The sequence below is a fragment of the Tenuibacillus multivorans genome (assembly GCF_900103915.1).
Classification (GTDB): Bacteria; Bacillota; Bacilli; order Bacillales; family Alkalibacillaceae; genus Tenuibacillus; species Tenuibacillus multivorans.
The window spans coordinates 52,251-73,417 of record NZ_FNIG01000005.1 but is presented as its reverse complement, the minus strand read 5'-3'; the positions used below and the strand labels follow the sequence as shown (position 1 = coordinate 73,417).

Here is a 21,167-nt window from a genome sequence, read left to right as displayed (position 1 = left end):
TTCACTCCCTACATTTGGTTAAATCGCATCATCACTAATGTTCCTTGCTCGGCAGACATAATGTTCATCTCACCGCCATGTTTGTCCGCAATCATCTTGGCAATACTTAACCCTAGCCCAGAGTTTTTATCTCGGTCCGTCGTTCTAGCATCATCTATTTGATAAAAGGGGGTTAAAATAGAATTTAACTGAGAGTCATTAATCGACGGTCCTTCATTTTGTACGATTAAGACTGCCTGATCCTCGCTAAATGCTTCTACATCCTTTTTAATTTCTGGAAATATCCAATCCGGTAATTCGTGTTCCTTTCCAATAACAGCCATGCCAATCAAACGTCTTCCAGGCGTATATCGTAAGGCATTACTCATGAGATTATCAACAAAACGTACCATTTGTTGGGCATTCATCTCACAATGGCCATTTATAGAAATCTGCTTAAGCAATCGTATATTTTTTTGACGCGCTATTTCATCATAGCCTTCAAAAATCATCTCGAAAAATTCATCCGCATCCACCTCAGTAAGCTCCATCTCATACTGGGCTGATTGTAATTTGGCATACGTTGTCAAATCATCAACTAACCCTTTTAAATGATTGGTCTTATTCTTAATGATTTGAAGATACTCCCGCTTTTCCTCACCGGTTAGTGCCTCATCTTCATCTTCCTCTAATGCTTCAGCATAGGTTTGAAGCGACGTTAATGGCGTTTTGATATCATGAGAAAAAGATGCCATCATTAACTGTTTCTCTTCTTGTTCCTTTTGCGCCAATTTTTGGGATGCCTCAATTTGTTCTTGCATCTGTTCAAAATGTTTCATAAGCTGTCCAATCTCATCATTCTTCTTATGGTCAAAACGAACGGTCTTATGTTTTGTCGCAAATACCGACATTCCATTCATTAAATCTTTAAGAGGTCGATTAAGCTTGCGGTGTAGTAACCAAAGAAGGGCGAGGTAGAGTAAAATCAATAACCCAACAGCCATTCCAATCATCATAGTTCTTCGAGATTCTACACCTTCAACCCATTCCGTACGAGCTAAGTCAATGTCGTAAACCCCAACCATCGTTTCACCATCAAAAACAGGCTTCTTAACAGAAAGATGGTCATAGGATAAATCATATTGATACAAATTTTTCATTAATAATGAACGGTCAACCTGCTGCATATAATGGTTATCTGAATCCGAATGGTAAACTCGCACGCCATCTGCACGGTAAAGCTTAGTCGTCACATTCTCATTATGAATGACATCGGATGACAATTGATTTTCAAAATCTTCGAGGGGCTTCACATGATATAAATCGGTTAATTGCAATTGACTCTCAATGGACTGAATTTGTTCAGTTAATTCAAACGTGTCAACTAAACGTCTCGATTCATCCCACTCCTGAACTAAAATATAAAAACCATAAGCACAGACAATGGGTAAAAACATCACGATTAAAAACGCCAGCATCAGCCAAGTTTTGATTTTCATGACGTCTTAGCCCCTATGAATCGATAACCAACTCCCCATACCGTCTCAATCCATTTCGGTTCTTTTAAATGTTCACCTAACTTGTGGCGAAGGCCTTTAATATGAACATTAACCGTATTATTACTACCGAATGCATCCGTTTCTCCCCATACATGTTGATACAACTCAGACTTCGAAAAAGTACGCTGAGGATGTAAAATAAAGAGCGCAAGGATCGCAAATTCTTTCGTCGTTAAAGTTACTTCTTGACGATTAACCAACACTTGACGCTTCTCCAGATCTATGACTAAGCCAAGGTTAAAAATATATTGACTCGAAGCCTCTTTAACACCTCTATACCGCTGATAACGCCTTAAATGTGATTTCACCCTGGCTGTTAATTCTGCTAGACTAAACGGTTTTGTCATATAATCATCCGCACCTAACTCTAGACCCTTAATCTTAGCCTCATCCTCCTGTTTAGCACTAATGATTAAAATAGGGACATCACTTTTTAAACGAATATGTTTATTCAATTGAAAACCATCCATCTCTGGTAACATGAGATCAATAATCGCCATATCATACTTGCCTTGATTAAAATCTTCCCAGCCTTCATGACCTGTAGAAGCCCATGTCACAGTCATCTTCTGACGATTTAAATGATCTTTTATAATGCGCGCAATTTCTTGATCATCTTCAACAAGTAATATGGAAACCATGGTGTCCCCCTCTCACAATTCCATTCTAATAGCTTAATTAGCCATTCTATAAAACTTAATAAATTCTTTATAATTAAAAATTCCTTACTTACCCATTTTAACAAAGCCCCATTAAATAAAGAAAAATAAGGGCTAGAACTCATTAGCTCCAACCCTCTAAAAATATTATTCTACCTTAATATCTTTTTGCCTATCCTTATACCATTGATGAAAGGTGTGCGCAAATGATACAGGCACATCGTCAACCCCCTCTACATGTACGGGCGTCGATCGATTCTTGGTATGCAAAGAGGTCAATTTAAACAGCTTTTGCAACAGGGATTGAGATAAGGATACCTCAATCACATTTTGCCGTTTAGTTATAAATAATCGACTTGTTAACCCTCCATGCCACCATTGCACATGATCATCTGATATAACATACTTGGTATGAACATAGTCTAAAATTCTATTTAGCATCACTAGCACTAATAGAAAGAGTGACCATACCCACCAAGCCATATCGATATGAAATGGAGATGGCTTAAAATAATATAAAGCAATCGTCGCAATTATCCATAGCCAGCTCGGTTTCAGCAACTTAATCCAAAGCGACTCTCTTGGTAGTCTGTCCATATAATGATTAAACGTATATGAAGGCAATAACTCCTCAATTAATTGAAAGGCTTGACCTAATTGTAAAAAAGGATAAAGCGAATTGACCTGCGTCGAATCACCACTAGAACTAGGTTTTGCTGAACTGACTAATTTCACTTCTGCTAAACCAAGTATTCGTTTCAAAAAACTTTGACGGATTTCAATTCCTTGAACCTTATTCTTTTCAATAGCAAAATAACTTTCATCTAGTAATCCTTTTTCAATATAAATATGTGTATCACTGGATGAAATTTTATATTGACCATAACGTACAAATGTCTGAACCACCCCAGTAACAACCGCAACGATTACCCCAGCGATAATAAATCCAGCAATAAGCCATGCATGATTTAGAATTTGATAGAAAACACCTTCATATTGCTCTATATCTGGTAATAGTGGTCCAAATATATCATACAACCCAGCAATGATCGGTATAATCGCAAGAAAACTTAAAGAAGTGAAGCTTGCTTTCCACAGATCTTTTTTGGTCGGAGTAAAATGAATAACCCGATCTGAACCATTTTCTTCATCAGACGCTGTTTGTTCTATACTCTCCGACTGTACCTGACTTTCACTTTCCCCGACCTGTACTAAATCGATTAAAAACGCTGCATGCTTATTCGTGATAACCAATTTGATACCCCCAGTTACGGTATAAATATTTAGGCTCAAACAAGGACCAAATCGTTCCCACAACATTCAATACCAATAACCCAATTAAAATTAAGCCAATCCAGTTCGGCCAATCAAAATATTGATCCAGCCCATATAAAACGAACAGAACAACAAATCCTAGGATATTGCCAATCAGTTCTGATATAATCCGAATTCTAACAAACTTTGGTGATATTTTATGATCTAATTCTGGCTGATACATGCCCAACATCCTTTGCCTTGATTTTAGTTATTGTTTCTAGCAAATTTCCATTTTCACTATATCTAATTCAATTTAATAAATCAATATATTATTATTGTTTTTCGATAAAATTATATTGTATAATATGAGTAACACTTAATTAGAGGTGATAACTATGAGTCTCAGACCTTTGTTTAAAGCCGCATATATCCTATTTAGAACTCTATTTTTCGTCACTTTACCGATTGCATTATTTAACTGTGTCTATCACATCGCCTTTTTATTTTTCCCTAATAGTGAATTTACGTCAACTTTCGGTGAATTAGAACCTATATTTAGCTATTTGACGATTGATTTCCAAAGCAGCCCCACTTTTTTGATGAATCAAAATATGATGGTTTTATCATTTATGTCAGGGATTACCTTGTTTGTACTAGCATTAATAGTATTGCGATTACTAGATAAACTATTTCAAAATGTTTATCATGATAGCTTATTTATTAAAGAAAATGTGAAGCTTTTCTATACGATGGGAATTTTAATCCTTACTTTAGGAAGCCTATTCTTTTACATCGATGGGTTAATTTTTGAAAAGACAATCAATGCCTTAAATATTACTAATGCCTCCATTGCATTTTCGAATATATCATTTGTTGACACCATTGTCAGTGGCATAACCCTGATCTTAATCGGCGCTGCCTTAAAAGTAGCCGTACAAGCAGTGGAAGAAAATAAATATACCATTTAAAAGTGAGCGATTCTTATGATTAGAATTAGATTAGATGTGATGATGGCAGAGCGCAAAATGTCTTTAAATGAATTATCAAAGAAGGTAGGCGTAACTCCTGCGAATCTATCAATATTGAAAAATGAAAAAGGAAAGGCTATTCGCTTTAGTACGCTAGATAGCTTATGCAAAGCGCTAGAATGCCAACCAGGCGATTTAATGGAATATGTAGATGACGAACTCTCGAAAAATGTACAAAGAGAAGGTGAAAAAAATGGATCCGCGAATCAAAACATTAATCGACACGACTAAGGAAAAATTCGGACTACAAAGCTATTATTTAAAAAGACATGACATTAATCGAGACATCAATACATTTAATCAAACGGTTTACACTCTCTCAATGGAATGGTTCCCCAATGGCACTGAATCGACAGATGATGGGTTAAATCCCGAGGGAACAGCCGTCATTGAGCTAGAACTAAACACTCAAAAAGTTAGAAGTGCTATCTTTGTTAATAGCCTCTCTTTTGTAGAGGGGGTCGCTTTTTCAAAAATTGATTTAGAAACCATTATTGCATGGGTTGAACAAGAAACCCATTTAACCTATCACAAACAATTTCAACTTAAAAAGCATGAAGAAAACCAATTTGTATTTACCTCCTGCTGGAACGGAACAGATACATTCCCGCTTGGAAAGATTGAAATACAATTCGATTCAGATGGAAAAATGGTCCTCTACTCTGTAATTGGATCATTTCCTGCTGACAGATTAGTTCAAGAAGAGACATATACACTTTCACTGGACCGCGTTGAACAAATTGCTAGGCAGCAACTCCAATTAATTAACTGGCCAGACTATGAAAAAGAACAAGTCACGCCTGTTTATGGTATTGAGGAAATTTATATCACCAATGATGGGAAATCTACTATTCCTTTTGAACCCTTTGATGAAACAAAAGGTGTAAACATCAACCAAACCATAACGTGGAATACACATGATGCCACGCCTTTTGAAGCTCAAGATCTAGATTTGGATGAAGAAATTACAGTTGAACAGGCTTTTTCAAATGAACCAAGTCCAGATACCTTTACCATAACTTTTGAAGAACAAGAGCATTGCATCAAGACGGTTACTCAGTTTCTAAGCCAAGTTTACTCAGATGATTCAGAAAAATGGAAGATCGTAACATTACATCGTGATAAAGGTTATATTGTGGCGACATTAAGACTTGTTAACGAACGTCAAACCATAATCCCTAGAAAACTATCCATATTCCTAGACCCAAAAACGTTTGAAGTCATCAACTACATCGATAATCTCGTGATGACTCAAATGACTGAATCATTTAACCATACAGGTCACGCTGAAATCAACCATCAAGAAGCATTCGATAACATTAAAGACGATCTTGAACTTAAGCCATGCTATGTGTATAGCTCCGAATATGAAACGTATATTTTATGCGGCAAATTAGACTGTGATATGGGTGTGAGTGCTGTGGATGGGGAAGTGGATAAGTTTTTTGAATAATAATAATGAGTCTGGATTACTGGCCAATGAGTCTGGATTTTCTACTGGTGAGTCTAGATTATTGGCAAATGAGTCTGGATTTATGAATCATGACTCTCGATTTAACTTATCTGAGTCTGGATTGTTACACGATAAATCTCGATTAATAAAAAAACGCGACCACCTCCACATAAAAAACTCGTAGATTTCCAGTCAATCTACGAGTTTTTAATAAACTTAACCTAACATATCTAATACCTTTTCCCTCTCACTAATATCCCTTGATACAAACAAAATATAAGATAAAGTACCGTCATCATTTAAAACTGGAGTACCTTGAACCTCCATCCAGATTGGTTCACCACTTGTTCGGACCACAATATATCTTGGTTGTTTTGTATTAAGTATTTGCCTAAATTCCTCTTTTGCTCTCTCAACATCTTCACTAAACACAAAATCCAAAAAGCTTTTTCCTTCTATAAAATTAGGGTTTTCACCCAACACGGTTTCATGTGACGGAGAAGCATATTGTATAACTCCGTCAGCACGAACTAAAGACAGTAAATCCGACATATTTTCCGTTAATAATTTATACTTTCTTTGGCTTTCGTGAAGGGCTTCTTCCAGCTTTTTCTGACTAGTTACATCTTTTATTACTGAATAAATACCTACTATTCTTTGCCCTAATCTAATAGGAAAACTAGTGACATTACAATAGACTAAATCACCTTGTTTATGAATTAAACGGATATCAATCGGTTTGGAGTTATTCCCATAAAGTATTTTATTGAAACATTGATCAACGATTCCAATATCCTCTGAATAGATAAAGGACATGATATCGTTATTCAAAACATCTTGTGATTTATAACCTAAAATCTTTTCAATAGCCGGATTGACACTTAAAAATTTTCGATTAAGTCCGAATGAACAAACTAGGTCAGGGTTTTGATTAAAAAGGGATTCAAAACGGTGTTCATTCATCTTAGCTGAACCTAAATTAATTCGATCTTCTAAACGATAAATAAGTGACATAGCATGATTTTCACACGTACTAATCTCTTTTTCGGTCTCTTCAGCAAGCATCGGGTGTCCAAACAAAAAGCCTTGTGCAATCGTGCATTGGTATAAAGAAAGAAAAATCACTTCTTCCTCAGTCTCAACACCCTCAGCCACAATATCTAAATTCAAGTTGTGACACATTTCTATAATATCTTTAACGATGCTAGAATTTTTCTTATGATATGGAATCTCTTTCATAAATGAGCGATCAATTTTAACCTTATGAATCGGAAGGTCTCTAATATAAGCTAATGATGCATTACCCGTTCCAAAATCATCAATGGCTATACTAACACCCGTTTTGCTCAGCTTTTCAAGTGTTTTAATTGTATTTTCAACATCTTTGATAATAGCTGTCTCAGTAATCTCTAGCTCGAGGTATACAGGGTTTAGTCCTGTTTCATCGAGTACCTTAACTACGACGTCATACAACTCATCCATTTCAAAGTCAACGGGCGATATGTTAACAGCTACTTTCATTTTAGGAAGTCCTCGATTCTGCCACTTTTGATTTTGCCAACAAGCTTTCTTTAAAACCCATTTCGTAATATCATGCATCATCCCACTATCTTCTGCTAAAGGGATAAACTCATCGGGTGATACGGAACCCCATTTTGAATGATTCCATCGTATTAAAGTTTCCATCCCCGTTACCCGTCCGGAGGTTAAATCAAACTGTGGCTGGTAAACGATATAAAATTCTTGCTTTTGCAGGGCCATTTCTAAGTCCTGCTTATCTATAAAATAAAGACTATCATGTTCCATTTTGTTACCCCTTAATTTTTTGATAAACCATTATGAAAGTCTTTGTTGTCTTAAAGTTATTCAAGCTAGAAAAACTCTAGTAATCTATATTTTCTATCAATGAGTTATCCCTTGCAATCAATCAAACAAAAATAATTTCCTCTGACTCATTTAATTTCGCCATAACATGTTTTCGTTCTTCATATAGGGTATATTTAGCATTTCCAATTTTCAGCACAGTACCTTCTAGAGCTCGATTAATTTTAATAATCTGATCACCTGGTACAGATACAACAGTTTTGGCACCACTATTTGAGCCCACTTCTCTTATTTTTACGCCTAATCTACCGTACACTTCCCCACCTCTCACAAGGCCTCTAACATGGAGGTGACCATCAGTATGTACTTTGGAGTTTATACTTCCTTTACCAATAATATTGATGTCTCCGCTACAGTAAAGGCTACTATTATCAGCTTCAGCAATTGAAATATAAGTGTTGTGATCCGTTGGTATTTGGCTAAACTCAGCTAGTTCTTTCATCTTTTTTGACAAATTGATTAAACGGTCCATGGTTATACGTTGATTAGATAAGGTAAGAAAAATGTGTTTAAGTTCATTCGCAACCTGACCCCATTCCTCACTTAAAAATTCGCCTTCACTTTGAATCGCTTCCTGATACTCTTTCGCGTGAGAAGCAAACCCTTTAAATCGTTTTTCTAAAATAATTGTGATTAATGGTTGAAGATCAGTCATAGAAAAGCCATTAGATTTAAAAGCCTGCGATTGTGATAATTGTTTTATAAAAGTAATCATTTGATCAATTTGTTGATGCATCTTTTCTAGTAAATGCCCAAGCTCAACCATTAACATGTTGCTCTTTCCAGCCTCCAGTTCAGAACTAACAACATTTCCTTTAACGACAATCGAGTTAGAAGTTGTTAAACTAGCATAACTTGTAGATTTATGAACGAAAATCTCTCCATCGGCCTCAACGAGCATATTTTCTTCAACCTCACCTATGATTTCAACATCTCCATTAAACCTAATATTTCCCGACGATAAATTAACATTGCCACGATGTAATAATTTCGGTACAATAGCTGCCTTGACTAGCTGACCTCTTTGTTCAATTGAAGGACGCCCAGACTCTGTCGCCACTAATTGTTGATCCACCTCAGCTATTCCTTTTCCAGTACTAAGTTTTATTGGAAAAGTCTGTGGTGCTGGTAATGGTTCATTCGTAACGGTAACCCCTGGAATACCTGGTTTAGGAGGATGTATGACAGCTATAAACTCACCTTTTTCAACTGTCGGTATTAACTTTGATTCTCTAAAGTCCACCTTTCCGTCTTCACCTTCAACTAATCCATTTTGGGGATTAATGTCAACTTTATATTCAACCCAACCATTTTCTCCAGACTGTGGCTTTAATCCTTTAGCAACCGTGAATTGGCTTGGCTCAGTTACAGTGGTGGCTTGAATAATTTCATTATAGTTAATCCCATAAGCAATTCGCAGTAAATCTAATTCTTCTATGACTTCTTCATAACTCAGTGTATTAATAACTTCCTTCATCTCTTCAATAGATAATTCAATATGCTCATCTGGTTCAATATCTTTTAGGTTACGATGGATTTCATAGCCTGGATTGACTTCTAAAACGGCTCTTAATTCTTGATCCTCAAGATGAACTTTCCAATCCGTTGTTTCCTTTTGAATATCACCTTCAATTTGAATGTCGACCTGATCCTTTTCAGTTAAAATAGTCGACTTTTCTTTAATCTCTTCATTATTTTTAATTAACTTAATACCTTCTCCTATTGTTACCGCAGGGTATTTTGTGGAGGAATCCTTGACAAAAACTTGACCATTATCAACCCAAACTTTCCCAAGTAAATCATCCTGTTTGTTAATTGAACCGTCATCTTCCAAACCATCCTCAAAAGACATATGATCAATCGCTTCTTCAATTGACAAATCCCCATCACGGTTTTGATCATTTGAAGTGGATAGTTCCTGATCCTCGTGAGAGTTTTGATTTAATGAAAGTTTGACGATAGCAGGTTTTCTCCCAATCCCAATAAACCCCTTTGATCCCATTTGCACAACTTCAATCTCGACACCTTCTCGCTCAACGCCCATCACTTTTAAGCCCAAATTAATGGCTTCTTCTATATTCCGACCTTTTGATATAAACCTTTGCATGCTGTTCCTCCCCTTTACAAGTGGATAATTGGGAGATTTTCCATTTAGACTTTCACCAACTAACCCATGAATTGAATGAAAATGATTTTCTACATTCGATTCTAAAATTTCATTTGTCATGATCTTCCTCCAATTTGGTGCCTTAAATCAAAGAATTTTCTACAAAAATGTCCACCAAAAGGTTTGGTGGACTTTGTGTATAGTTTATAAAATACATACTAAACCATACTTATTAACCAACCTTTTCGGTAACCTAGCAATCTTAGCAATAATGCCTTAGACCTAGGGCTTTGCGTCCTTGCCTTTCAGCAAGTTTGCCTTTTCGAAGGTATTTCTTTTTTATTTTGCTCATACAAAAAGTCAATTGGTATTTAATTCTTTCAAGACCAGTCCTAGAAAGACTTGTGACTTGTTGTTTAATGTCGATAGGGATTAACAGTTTTTGAAAACAATATTACGATAAACATGGTGAATATTAGCACGATGAGAGAGGATGGATAGGTTAGTAGTTTGTTCAGATGTAAGCTACGATTTATTAGTAATCATTCAAAAGTTCGTTAATCTATTATTTTAATATTAGGTCTTTTAGATTATTTAATACAGTTATTCTGACAATTTAATAGTACTTTTGTTCCATTCCTAGAACATATTAGTTCGGTCTATGAATAATGTCAATACCAAAATATATATTCCAATTTTTAAAAATTGTTATACAAATTAGATTATTCATCCTTTGATGTAAATTGGAACTTCACATATTCGGTGATCAATGCCAAACCCTACGGAGCAATCCTCATTTTAGCGACTCCAATCCACAACCTAAACTCAACCAATCCTTTAGACGATATTATTAAAGAAGAAGAGTGGCTACGTTACTAATTTCACGACAGGGAGAGAAAGAATTGTTTCGAATAAGGTCAGAAAGTATTGTTTAGCTAATAAGAAAAAGTTTGATTGCAAAATATATTGCTATGAGCATCAGAGAAATATTTCTTAAACAAAAACAGCCATGTGAGAAATTACACATGGCTGTCTAATAGTGTTAATCAACTTAAAACATAATACATCTTTTCATTATCATATTACTCATCAAACAGGCTCAATTGATCCGGATGAGCATCATTTTCTTTATATGGTTTGTCTTCTTTAATTCTATTAATAAAGGCTTGTCCTCTCTCTTTGAAAGCAATATTGGTGTTCGTATGAGCTTCTGGGTGAATCTTTTGAATATGCCATTCTTTATGATGTGGGTCCCACACTATATATTTACTTAGTTCTGTTTTTGACATTTTATCTAGCAGTTCTAGTATCTTTCTTAACAGCTTTTTTCACATCCCCACCAATAATTTGAACGAGGTTCGGAATGCTGCAGTAAGTATCATTTAAGGATTTCATCTACTGTAAATATTAATTTATTCTTTTGAGCATACTTAAATATTGAAGTAATTAGGCTAGGTGCTATTTGAATTAATGGAGTATCCTTGTCAAATTTTATAAAAGAAATGAAGGATTGATATTTAAAATATCTTTCAAAGTGTTGATGAACACTTGAATCTACTATTCTATCTTGTTTAACTGTTATGCTTGAAGAATCTATTGCTAATATAGGGAATTTATAATGATGTTTCTTAATAAATTCTATTACTTTTTTAGAATTTATAGAGTTAATTCCAATAATTGTTTGAAGTTGATGAAACTGTGGGTTAGTAGATGATACTCCACCAAGTTTTGCATATTCTTCACTTGAGAGGTTAGAATATCTATCAAATTGTTCCTTTTCTAAATTACTTGCCTTCTTACCCTTGAGTTCAAAACCAAGAGAAACGTTTTTATCTTTATTTGATAAAAGCACATCAAACTTAACACTACCGCTAGACGTATCAACTTTACGATCAATAGATATTAAATGATATCCTTCTTTTTTAAGAATGTTATCAATTTCAGGTAATTCATGATCTAAACACATACAAACAAATAAGTTAACTAAGTCTAACTCACTATATAATGGTGAAGAGTTCATCATCATTCTCTCCCTTTATTGAGGATGTAGCGTCAATGGATTGATGAAGGTTAGTAATTAATCTAGCTATGGAATTTCCACATGAATCCTTTGGCAGAATAACCCTTATAGATTTCGGTGTTATCTCAAAATCAATTTGATGACCATAATTTCCAACATGTAAGTCTACAGCGCTAACATAGCAAAAAGAATCTGATCTCCAGTCTGGTATTCCCCATAATAAAAAGGGTTTTTTACCAGAGAACAAAACTTCAACAAGTTTTTGAATATTAACATTTTTACGATGTAAATTAATTTGAATTGGGATTCCTTTTAATTGGGAATTTTCAAGATCAAATTCGAATACATATTTAGTTTCGATTTCATTTATGATTTTCTCGTAATAAGACAATATATTTTGTGTTAACAAATGATGTTTTCCAAAAGAAGTCCCCCTACCTGTGATTTTTCCAGCATATGTTATATCATCAATGATATAATCCTCATTTTCATCTTCAGAATAATTTAATATACTAACCTTATTAATTCCTGCGACTATTTTTAACTCGGAATGATCAAACAGGGATAACATCTCATTCACATATAACCGTCTAATATCTAAATTAAATGTATCTTGTTTTTCAAATAGTCGATTGTCTCTTTCATCTCGATTTAAAAATTCTGTGAAAGAAATTCCCAAACCATAAGTTTCACCAAACTTTTTAAGCCCCTTTAAAAACGGTATAGGTAACCATACATGATCCATATTATTTTCTTGTAAAAGTTTTATATGAAATAAATCGCTATGCTCTGCTTTTATTGCAGTATGAATCACCCAAAACCTAGGGTTCATTGCATCTACAAAAAGGTCACCTGTTCGGAAAGTAAGTCTTATTAAATTTTCGTCTTCTGTTTCACTTACTTTATAGTTATATATCTCTTTATCGATATCCAGTTCTTTTAAATGTTCCACTACATGATCGTGTTTGGTTGAGTTAGTGTTACTTAGATGCCCTTCGACAATATAGGTCTTTAGTTGATTAGTAGCATTTTTATATTCTTTTTGTTGACGATCATGGTTTTTATAAAGTAAATCTTCAAAGTAGGAAATCATATGACTTCTATTATTAATCATATCCTTATCCTTCTTTCGAAAAGAAATTAATTTAGCTTCCAAAATGATACATTTAAATCAATTCTACACGAACGTATATTCTCTGTCTAGTGATTTATAAAATGCTTAATGTTTTATTTCTTAACAAGACTCCACAATTTCTCCCCCTCCTGCTCTTGCCGCTTTTCAATTTTTTTCTAACCTAACGTTCTGTGTCTGGATTTTCCCCTAACGAATCTGGATTAAACTTCTAAAAGTCTGGATTCCTTATCCGCTAGTCTGGATTTTTTCCCGACGACTCTCGATTCTACAGGAAGAGTTATCGATTTTCATGCAAATGGTCATAAAAATAGAAGAACCTCCTTACGATAAAACGTAAGAAGGTTCCTTCATATTTTAAGATATTATTTGTGTATCAATTCGCTTCAATACAGATCCCTTCAACTGCTGTAGTCTTGACTCAGCTTCTTCACGCGTTTTTCCCTTCACCCCGAAATAAAATTTAATCTTCGGTTCTGTACCTGAAGGACGTAGACAGCACCAACAGCCCTCACTTAAAATAAACTTCACAACATTAGAAGCTGGTAAATCAATTGACTCTTCCTCACCAGATACAACATAAGTCCTAGTCCCTGCCTTATAATCCTCAACCGCTTCAACTGATAAATCTTCAACTGAATCAACTGGATTCTCTCGAAAATCTTCCATAATTGAATTAATTTGCTCAGCTCCATCAAGGCCCTCTAGCTTAATAGAATGCAAGTCTTCTAGGTAGTACCCATGACGCTCGTAAAGTTCACCCAACGCGTCAAACAGCGTTTTACCTTGAGATTTATAATACGCTGCCATTTCACTAGCCAATACGGTCGATTGAAGTGCGTCCTTATCCCGTGAAAAGTCTTTAACCAAGTAACCATAGCTCTCTTCATAGCCAAACACAAATTCACGTTCACCGGTCTGACTAAATTCCTCTATTTTCTCACCGATAAATTTAAAGCCTGTTAAAACGTTCATCGTTTCTATGCCATAATCGTTTGCCACAGCCTTACCGAGCTCTGATGTGACAATCGTTTTGATCATAACGGCATTATCCGGAATCTCACTTTGATGAGTTAAAATGTAATCCAGCATCAAAGCTCCAAGCTGATTCCCAGTCAAAACTTGATATTCACCTTCACCATTTAAAGCGGCAACACCCAGACGATCAGCATCTGGATCTGTCGCCACGAGCACATCTGCTCCAACATCGAAACCTTTACGAATCGCCAACTCAAACGCCTGGTGCTCTTCAGGGTTAGGGGAAGCAACAGTCGAAAACTCCGGGTCTGGCTCTGCCTGCTCTTCAACCACATGAACCTGATTAAATCCAGCCTCTTTCAACCCGGTTTGCATCAATTCATTAGCTGTTCCATGTAAAGACGTAAAAACGATATTTAGGTTATCAGCCTGCTCCTTAACAACATCCCGATTTAACGCCACATTCTCTAGCTCGTCCAAATAGGCCTCGTCAACTCTATCATCAATCCATCGTAATAAATCTTCATCCTCCAACTCATGTTGCTCCAGAACTGGAATAGACAGCTCATCCTCTACCGCATTCACTTTTTCAATCAAATCATCAGCTTGTCCTGGCGGTAGCTGCCCACCCGCTTCGTTATAAACTTTATAACCATTGTACTCAGGAGGATTATGACTCGCTGTAATCATCACACCCGCTGCTGTACCGAGATGACGAACCGCAAATGAAAGAACTGGCGTCGGTCTTAGCGACGAAAATATGTATGTAGGAATATCATGTTTGCCAAGAACTTTAGCTGTTTCCAAGGCAAAGTCGAGTGACATATAGCGTGAATCATAAGCCACAACCACGCCACGATATTTAAAACCACTTCCTTGTTCCTCTAAATATGTAGCTAATCCTTTAGCTGCTTTTCGAACAGTATAAATATTCATCCGATTCGTACCAGGGCCAATAATCCCACGCATGCCACCTGTACCAAATGTTAAATACTGATGAAAAGCTTCCTTTAACTTTTCTTCATCATTATATAAATCCGTTAACTGTTCTTGTAGCTTAATATCCAATTGATCAAACTGATTCCATCGATTAAAATGCTCTTCCCAACTCATCTTATCCCCCATTAATAGATAATTTCTACTATAACTATTATAAACATTTTAAATAACAATTTGGAATACGTTTGGATAGATTAGATTAAGGGATTATTTGGAATATATATTTTCTAGACGGATCATTTAGACACTTAGTTATAGCTCTTAAAGAAGAATATCAGCCTAAAATCAGCCCTATAAATTCATTCATTATACACCCTTCCCCTTCATCTCCTCCTTTTCTACCAAAATATTAAAAATAGTCTATTAATGATAGTCAAAACTTGCCAATTCATCTACAATATGAATTAAGTAAATGATTAAAGGATGACAAACATGCGGAACTATCTATATCGACTATTCACAGATCCAGATGGCCAAATCTATCGAATTCAAAAATCAGAAGACATTCGAAACATCTGGAAAGCAAGTCTTGTACTCTTTTTAGTAGGTATTTCCATTTATATTTGGATGGCTTGGCTCGGTATGGGAACGAACCCAATATCGAGAGAACTCTCTTCCACCACTCTCGATATTTATAACGCTTATAAATTATGGTTCATCATCGGACGAGCATTATTTGCCATCTTATTTGTTTCAATCATTCTTTATCTCACAAGCTATTATTTTTATCTGTTCACCAACATTCCATATAAAAAACTCGTCATCATGCAACAGGCTGTGTTAGTGATGATGCTTTTTGAAAGATTGTTATGGATTCCGTTATTCGTGTACTTAGGGCTCGACTGGTACGTCTCACCCTTATCACTTGGAATCATCGCATCATACATCACACAGTACGACTGGTTTTTGTACTTTTTCGGTGCAATTACCGTTATTCAAATTTGGATCATCAGCTTTCAGTCTAAATATCTATCACGATTATCCTCGATAAATAAAAGAAAAATCTGGACTATTGTAATCATTTGGCACCTTGTGAGTTACATCATCGTGGCAACCCTGGGCTATTTCGATGAACAATTGCTAGTTAGGTGGTTTGAATCATGAGACGTAAGCGAGGACTTTTATTAACTCTTTTATTTATAATTGTCAACTTCATACTCATCTATATCGACAACGACCAACAGGTTGACCGCATTTCATATGTGAATGAATGGAATCGAACGCAAACGATGGATATAAGAGAAAACCTCATTCAGGACGGCATCCTAATACCAACTGAAGAAGAACATATTTATTTCAACCAGCAACAAGGTAACTTCCAATCCTTCATGGTTGAAAAAGGCGATGCCGTTGATGTCGGAGATCCACTGTATACATATGCCGTGACCGATTACAACCAGACGTATCGTACCCTGACCCATGACATTGAGAGATTACAAGACGAGATTGACGCTTTGGAAACCATCATTAATGAAATTGAAAACTATGAAATCCCGGAACAAGAAGATTCTATCCAAGTCTCCCTTAATGACGGTGAGGATGAACTCAACATCCCAGTTGAAGGACAGCTTGAGACTGAATATCAAATACAACAATTCCTGTTCGAAAAGGAAGCTGAGCGTACTCAAAAAGAAGCTCAGCTAAGCAGTCTGGAAAACCAGCTGTCTGACCTTGAGCAGACGGGAGATACCATTACCGTCGAAAGTCCGATTGCAGGAATCGTTAATCATCGATCAGAATCACTGAATGATCCGCTCATGACCATTAGTAGCCAAGAACTTCAAGCGTACGGAGAACTAACTGAACAACAGCGGCAAATCGTTAAGGAATCGATGACGGTTAGGATTGAAACTAATACCGAATTAGATACGTTACCTGGTACGATTGCCAATATAGGTGACGTTCCGGAAGCTGGTGATTTAAAGAGAGAAAGCTCTTATCCTATCACGGTGACTTTTAATGAGGCGTATAAAAACGAACTCTTAAAGCCCGGCTATCACGTTGGGTTGGATATTACGCTCAAGGAATCGTTAGATGCTGTTGCCGCAAATCAAAATCAAATCACTGATCATAACATATGGAAAATGACCGATGAAGGAAAGCTTGAACTAACCGATGTCACAACTGGACTTGAAGAAGATCAATGGGTGGAAATCACAGAAGGTGCTGAAGCTGGCGACTCAATTGCCTATGGCCCGGCCAATCGACTCCGCCATGAGACACCCTTTATCACACCTCTAGATGCAGAAATGCTAGCCTGGTATATGATTCAACCTGAAAATATTGAATGGAAGGAATATTTATTAATGGGGCTGTTAGTGCGGTAATTCTTCTTCATTTTCTTAACAATCGTACTAGTTCATCCTTGTGATTAAACTTGGTTAGCGAATATCACATAAGACAATAATTTGAACAAAATAAAAAAGAACCATCTTTTCCACCATTGGAAAGTTGGTTCTTATGCTTGGTGCGATATAAAACATCTTTTTTTGTCTTCGTTTTCCTTGTCCTCATATCAGAAAAAGTAAAAGGACTTCTACTCCATTCAGGATTCCGCTTCCCTTCTCGTTGCATTTTCTCTCGAATTTTCTTCGCTTTTGATTTACCCAATCGTATCACCTCAAAATAGAAATTTTCAATAATATATATTATAACATTTGTGCTTTTCTGTTTTCTATTAATTAAAAGGTTATCTAATCTATATGGAAACACCCTTAATTTTCTTTTATACTATAGCTAATGACAGTCAAAAGAGTGGATTTCATGATTTCAACCCAAAACACGCCTAACCTCACCGGAGTTACCATTAGTGGAGACTACTTAGATTTCCAACAGCTATATGATTCACTTCACGATATTCTACCTATGGAAGGTGAGGATACCATGCATGAAGAGGCTAGAATGAGAGTTCTCAGCTTTTGTTATGATCTAAGACATGCGTTAATGGGACATAGGGAGTTTACATATGTAGAAAATGGATTAAATGATGATAAGATGCACCTTATAGGGGCCGTTGGCAGTACGAAAAATATCTATTTCGCCTTTAACACATTATATCCAGAATTGCTTTTTGTCATGATGGCATTAAACTATTATACAGAAAATGCAAAATATAAAGGAAGACAACCTGGTATAAATCCATCCGTAGTCGTTGTGAAAAATCTACAAACTTCGGTGTTAACGTGCCTGGATGAAACACTATCTCCTCAGAAGTTTTTGAACACGATCAGAAGTATAAACCAGCCTAAGAACCTATCCAACTATGTCACCCAATATGTCGACCTATTAAATTTACGCTACCTCGATTGGGATAAGGAGAAACGCGAAAAGAACATCTCGATTATCGCAAAGCGGCTATCGGAACAGGGAGATGAATATCAGGAAGTAAAAAATGAAGTGCATGAAGCTGCTTCTGAATACAATTGTCGTCCCGATCAGATACGATTGGAACAGGATTACCCTGATGAGATTGACTGGTAGTGGTTACATTAGTGATGTGGGGGATGTAGAAGGCAGAGTGGTTTTCAGTACATTGATTGAAATGAAGCAGTAATATCTGAAAACGTAAGTGTATTTCTTGCCTTGTTATTATATAATATAAGTAAATTAAGTCATGAAAGGCGTGTGAAAAATGAATATTGATAATCTTAATCACCGTCTTCAACATGTTAAACCGATATTAAAAGAAGAATATCATGTGAGTAAAATTGGTTACTTTGGTTCATATGCGCGAAATGAACAAACAGATGACAGTGATATTGACATTCTTGTTGAATTTTCGAAGCCAGTCGGACTTGAATTCATTGAATTAAAACACTACTTAGAAGGCGCGCTGAATAAAAAAGTGGACTTGGTCACAGCCAGAGCACTGAAACCACAAATCAGGGATCAAATACTGCAAGAGGTTATTTACCAATGAGTAGAAATCCCCTATTATTTTTAGAGGACATTATCGAATCAATTAATAAAATTGATTCGTACGTATCTGGGTTAAGCTTTGATGATTTCGATAATAATCAAATGATTATCGATGCTGTTACTCGTAATTTTGATTTGAAGTTCTTTTTTATCTAAATCAACATTAACCCAATAGATAGTTGATTTACCATGGTTTACTTCAATATTCTTTACTTGTTTATCCAATTGTTCATTTTTAGTTTTGTATTCCCCTTCAATGCCTTTTATATCACCTTCTATTTCATTCGTGCGCTTGGTGACTTGATCCAATTCTTTTTCTGCTTTTTCTTTTCGTGTATTTAGCACCGATTCAGGTAAATCAGGGATCTCTCGATTCTTCCAATTAGTCTCAAGCTTGTCCATTTCTTCTTCAATCTTAAGTTGCTCTTTTTTCTCATAATTAAGCTTAATCCGAATCTCACGTAATTCCTGATTTTGTTCATCATAGGTCTTTTATAAATCCTGGTGTTGATTTACTAAGCTCTGGAGCAGTAGTTTTGCAAAGACATTTAAAATTATTGAAAAAATGTCTTAATATGGTTTACACGGATATAAAAATATATAAATTTTCAGAAATGTAAGTCAATATTTTATTATTTGAACATATATGCCTAATCCCTTGATATTTTGCGATTTTCAAACAATCGACTCACGTCCAAGGACTTGAACCGTTTGTGTATAGGCTAATTAACCATAAAAACTAAGCTCCAACAACTTGGAGCTTAATAACCTAATACCTTATAACGTACTTGCCGAGCTTTTTCAGGGAAATCCGTGATAATAGCCGTGCATCCTGCCTTGAACCATCTCACCATGTCTTTCTCCTCATTCACGGTATAGATACGTACATCCACCCCTGCATCTTTAGCCTTTTTAACCATCTGTACATCGATACTATGCATCCCAGGGTGTAGGCCTGAAACACCAAGGTATTCAGCGTAAAGCCAAGGGTCAACTAACTTTGCAGTATATAGCATCGCGAGCTTTATGTCTTGTTGACTAAGTTTTTTTAATGAAACGTGGTTAAATGACGATAAAATCACCTGGTCTTCAAGCCCAAATCGCTTGACCTCTTGAGTGACCAGTTTTTCGATTCCTGGATAGTCGATAAAAATGTTCTTTAGTTCAATATTGAGGATCATCGGATGATTGACGGACCAGCTTAAGACATCACTTAGTTCAGGAATTTTTTCTCCTTGAAATGCTTCAGAAAACCAAGATCCTGCATCCAATTGATTGATTTCATTGAAAGTCAAATCCTGAATGTACCCTTGTCCATTCGTCGTTCGATTAACCCATTCATCATGGATGACGACTAGCTTTTGATCTTTTGTTAAGTGAACGTCTAACTCGATTCCATCTGCCCCGGCTCGCCTAGCTTCTTCAAACGCACTCATCGTATTTTCAGGATGCGTGCCAGAGCTTCCTCTATGAGCGATAATTCTGCACATTTATGTGACTCCTCTCGAACTATTTAAAAAACTTCATTAACTGCGGTAAATCTTGATCCCAATAAACCCAGCCATGATCCGTATCCAAAATATTTAAATCGACTGTTGCGTTACGCTGCAATAGTTCCCGATTCAACTGCTGATTTCTCGTAAAAATATGTAATGGCTCACCTGTCATAATCGATCGATAATCATCTTCATTTCTGCCAACCGATTGATAGACTTTCCAATCTAACGGGCCTTCTATGTGACTGAATCGATCAATCTCTTCTTTCATAATAGCCGCCGACTGTAATAACAAATGACTCCAGTATTGTGGGTTTTCCAAGGCTAGCGCCACACTAATATTCCCAGCTAACGAATCTCCTAGCAGTCCTTTATGTTTAATATTAATAGACGCTAATGCCTCTTCCACTCTTGGGACTAACTCTTGATAAAACGATTGAATATATGCACGATAATAGGCGCCATCTGTTCGGTAAGTCGCCCATCTATCTTGAGATGACCCTGGGTGAATGAAAACAAAGATGATTGATGTTTGATAGGTTAATAGATGACTATATTCGAGATAATCGATGCCATCATGAACATATAATAACTTCAACTCTCCTTCTAGATGCTCTGGCCCAATTAACGTAGCTGAATAAAATGTCCCCACTTCCTTCATGGGGATAAACCAATGTTTATACATACGAATCCTCCAG

The 21,167-nt window shown here is 36.0% G+C and carries 20 protein-coding genes and 1 riboswitch; of the genes, 7 read left to right on the top strand and 13 right to left on the bottom strand.

What is annotated here, in order from left to right:
- Positions 1 to 8: 8 nt before the first annotated feature.
- The 4 genes from BLP77_RS09075 to BLP77_RS15640 form a co-directional block, all read right to left on the bottom strand.
- Positions 9 to 1,478 (bottom strand): sensor histidine kinase, encoded by a 1,470-nt coding sequence (locus BLP77_RS09075; protein ID WP_093856806.1) that lies wholly within the window; start codon positions 1,476 to 1,478, stop codon positions 9 to 11.
- Positions 1,475 to 2,179, bottom strand: a complete 705-nt coding sequence (locus tag BLP77_RS09070; protein ID WP_093856805.1) for a response regulator transcription factor — start codon at positions 2,177 to 2,179, stop codon at positions 1,475 to 1,477. The genes BLP77_RS09075 and BLP77_RS09070 overlap by 4 nt, the downstream gene beginning before the upstream one ends.
- Positions 2,180 to 2,344: 165 nt before the next feature.
- Positions 2,345 to 3,451 (bottom strand): PH domain-containing protein, encoded by a 1,107-nt coding sequence (locus BLP77_RS09065; RefSeq protein WP_245686844.1) that lies wholly within the window; start codon positions 3,449 to 3,451, stop codon positions 2,345 to 2,347.
- Positions 3,435 to 3,695, bottom strand: coding sequence for a hypothetical protein (locus tag BLP77_RS15640; protein WP_143001421.1), 261 nt, complete (start codon positions 3,693 to 3,695; stop codon positions 3,435 to 3,437). The genes BLP77_RS09065 and BLP77_RS15640 overlap by 17 nt, the downstream gene beginning before the upstream one ends.
- Before the next feature lie 154 nt (positions 3,696 to 3,849).
- Here BLP77_RS15640 and BLP77_RS09060 point away from each other — a divergent pair, with 154 nt between their 5' ends.
- From BLP77_RS09060 to BLP77_RS09050, 3 genes are read left to right on the top strand one after another with little or no spacing between them, the layout of a single operon-like run.
- Positions 3,850 to 4,422, top strand: coding sequence for a DUF2975 domain-containing protein (locus BLP77_RS09060; protein WP_093856803.1), 573 nt, complete (start codon positions 3,850 to 3,852; stop codon positions 4,420 to 4,422).
- A 15-nt stretch (positions 4,423 to 4,437) separates the two neighbouring features.
- Positions 4,438 to 4,713, top strand: a complete 276-nt coding sequence (locus tag BLP77_RS09055; RefSeq protein ID WP_093856802.1) for a helix-turn-helix domain-containing protein — start codon at positions 4,438 to 4,440, stop codon at positions 4,711 to 4,713.
- Positions 4,676 to 5,935 carry a hypothetical protein gene (locus BLP77_RS09050; RefSeq protein WP_093856801.1) on the top strand — a complete coding sequence of 420 codons (1,260 nt, stop codon included), beginning with the start codon at positions 4,676 to 4,678 and terminating at the stop codon, positions 5,933 to 5,935. The genes BLP77_RS09055 and BLP77_RS09050 overlap by 38 nt, the downstream gene beginning before the upstream one ends.
- A gap of 216 nt (positions 5,936 to 6,151) precedes the next feature.
- On the opposite strand, the gene BLP77_RS09045 is transcribed toward BLP77_RS09050, so the two are convergent.
- The 6 genes from BLP77_RS09045 to BLP77_RS09020 form a co-directional block, all read right to left on the bottom strand.
- Positions 6,152 to 7,741: a sensor domain-containing phosphodiesterase gene (locus BLP77_RS09045; protein WP_093856800.1), complete on the bottom strand. Its 1,590-nt coding sequence runs from the start codon at positions 7,739 to 7,741 to the stop codon at positions 6,152 to 6,154.
- 121 nt (positions 7,742 to 7,862) lie between these two features.
- The gene (locus BLP77_RS09040; RefSeq protein WP_245686843.1) at positions 7,863 to 10,046 is read right to left on the bottom strand and encodes a flagellar assembly protein A; all 2,184 of its coding nucleotides are present in this window, start codon (positions 10,044 to 10,046) and stop codon (positions 7,863 to 7,865) included.
- Positions 10,047 to 10,170: 124 nt separating this feature from the next.
- A riboswitch (cyclic di-GMP riboswitch) is annotated at positions 10,171 to 10,255 on the bottom strand.
- 753 nt (positions 10,256 to 11,008) lie between these two features.
- On the bottom strand, positions 11,009 to 11,215 hold the full coding sequence (locus BLP77_RS09035; RefSeq protein WP_093856799.1) for a hypothetical protein: 207 nt from the start codon (positions 11,213 to 11,215) through the stop codon (positions 11,009 to 11,011).
- 89 nt (positions 11,216 to 11,304) lie between these two features.
- Positions 11,305 to 11,946 (bottom strand): hypothetical protein, encoded by a 642-nt coding sequence (locus BLP77_RS09030; RefSeq protein ID WP_093856798.1) that lies wholly within the window; start codon positions 11,944 to 11,946, stop codon positions 11,305 to 11,307.
- Positions 11,924 to 13,060 (bottom strand): hypothetical protein, encoded by a 1,137-nt coding sequence (locus BLP77_RS09025; RefSeq protein ID WP_093856797.1) that lies wholly within the window; start codon positions 13,058 to 13,060, stop codon positions 11,924 to 11,926. The genes BLP77_RS09030 and BLP77_RS09025 overlap by 23 nt, the downstream gene beginning before the upstream one ends.
- 375 nt (positions 13,061 to 13,435) lie before the next feature.
- Positions 13,436 to 15,169, bottom strand: a complete 1,734-nt coding sequence (locus tag BLP77_RS09020) for a phospho-sugar mutase (protein ID WP_093856796.1) — start codon at positions 15,167 to 15,169, stop codon at positions 13,436 to 13,438.
- Positions 15,170 to 15,487: 318 nt separating this feature from the next.
- On the opposite strand from BLP77_RS09020, the gene BLP77_RS09015 reads away from it, so the two are divergent.
- From BLP77_RS09015 to BLP77_RS08995, 4 genes are all read left to right on the top strand, one after another.
- Positions 15,488 to 16,159 (top strand): hypothetical protein, encoded by a 672-nt coding sequence (locus BLP77_RS09015; protein WP_245686842.1) that lies wholly within the window; start codon positions 15,488 to 15,490, stop codon positions 16,157 to 16,159.
- A complete protein-coding gene (locus BLP77_RS09010) occupies positions 16,156 to 17,382 on the top strand; it encodes an efflux RND transporter periplasmic adaptor subunit (protein WP_093856794.1) in 1,227 nt (408 codons plus the stop codon). Before BLP77_RS09015 ends, BLP77_RS09010 begins: the two co-directional genes overlap by 4 nt.
- Positions 17,383 to 17,818: 436 nt before the next feature.
- Positions 17,819 to 18,535: a DUF6904 family protein gene (locus tag BLP77_RS09000; protein WP_093856792.1), complete on the top strand. Its 717-nt coding sequence runs from the start codon at positions 17,819 to 17,821 to the stop codon at positions 18,533 to 18,535.
- A gap of 151 nt (positions 18,536 to 18,686) precedes the next feature.
- Positions 18,687 to 18,974: a nucleotidyltransferase family protein gene (locus BLP77_RS08995; RefSeq protein ID WP_093856791.1), complete on the top strand. Its 288-nt coding sequence runs from the start codon at positions 18,687 to 18,689 to the stop codon at positions 18,972 to 18,974.
- A 71-nt stretch (positions 18,975 to 19,045) separates the two neighbouring features.
- Here BLP77_RS08995 and BLP77_RS08990 read toward each other — a convergent pair whose 3' ends face one another.
- The 3 genes from BLP77_RS08990 to BLP77_RS08980 all read right to left on the bottom strand — a co-directional run bounded on the left by BLP77_RS08990 (position 19,046) and on the right by BLP77_RS08980 (position 21,154).
- Positions 19,046 to 19,375: a hypothetical protein gene (locus tag BLP77_RS08990; protein WP_093856790.1), complete on the bottom strand. Its 330-nt coding sequence runs from the start codon at positions 19,373 to 19,375 to the stop codon at positions 19,046 to 19,048.
- 359 nt (positions 19,376 to 19,734) lie between these two features.
- Positions 19,735 to 20,463: a glycerophosphodiester phosphodiesterase gene (locus BLP77_RS08985; protein WP_093856789.1), complete on the bottom strand. Its 729-nt coding sequence runs from the start codon at positions 20,461 to 20,463 to the stop codon at positions 19,735 to 19,737.
- Between the two features lie 19 nt (positions 20,464 to 20,482).
- Entirely contained in the window at positions 20,483 to 21,154 is a 672-nt protein-coding gene (locus BLP77_RS08980; protein WP_093856788.1) for an alpha/beta hydrolase-fold protein, read from the bottom strand.
- Between the last annotated feature and the right edge of the window lie 13 nt (positions 21,155 to 21,167).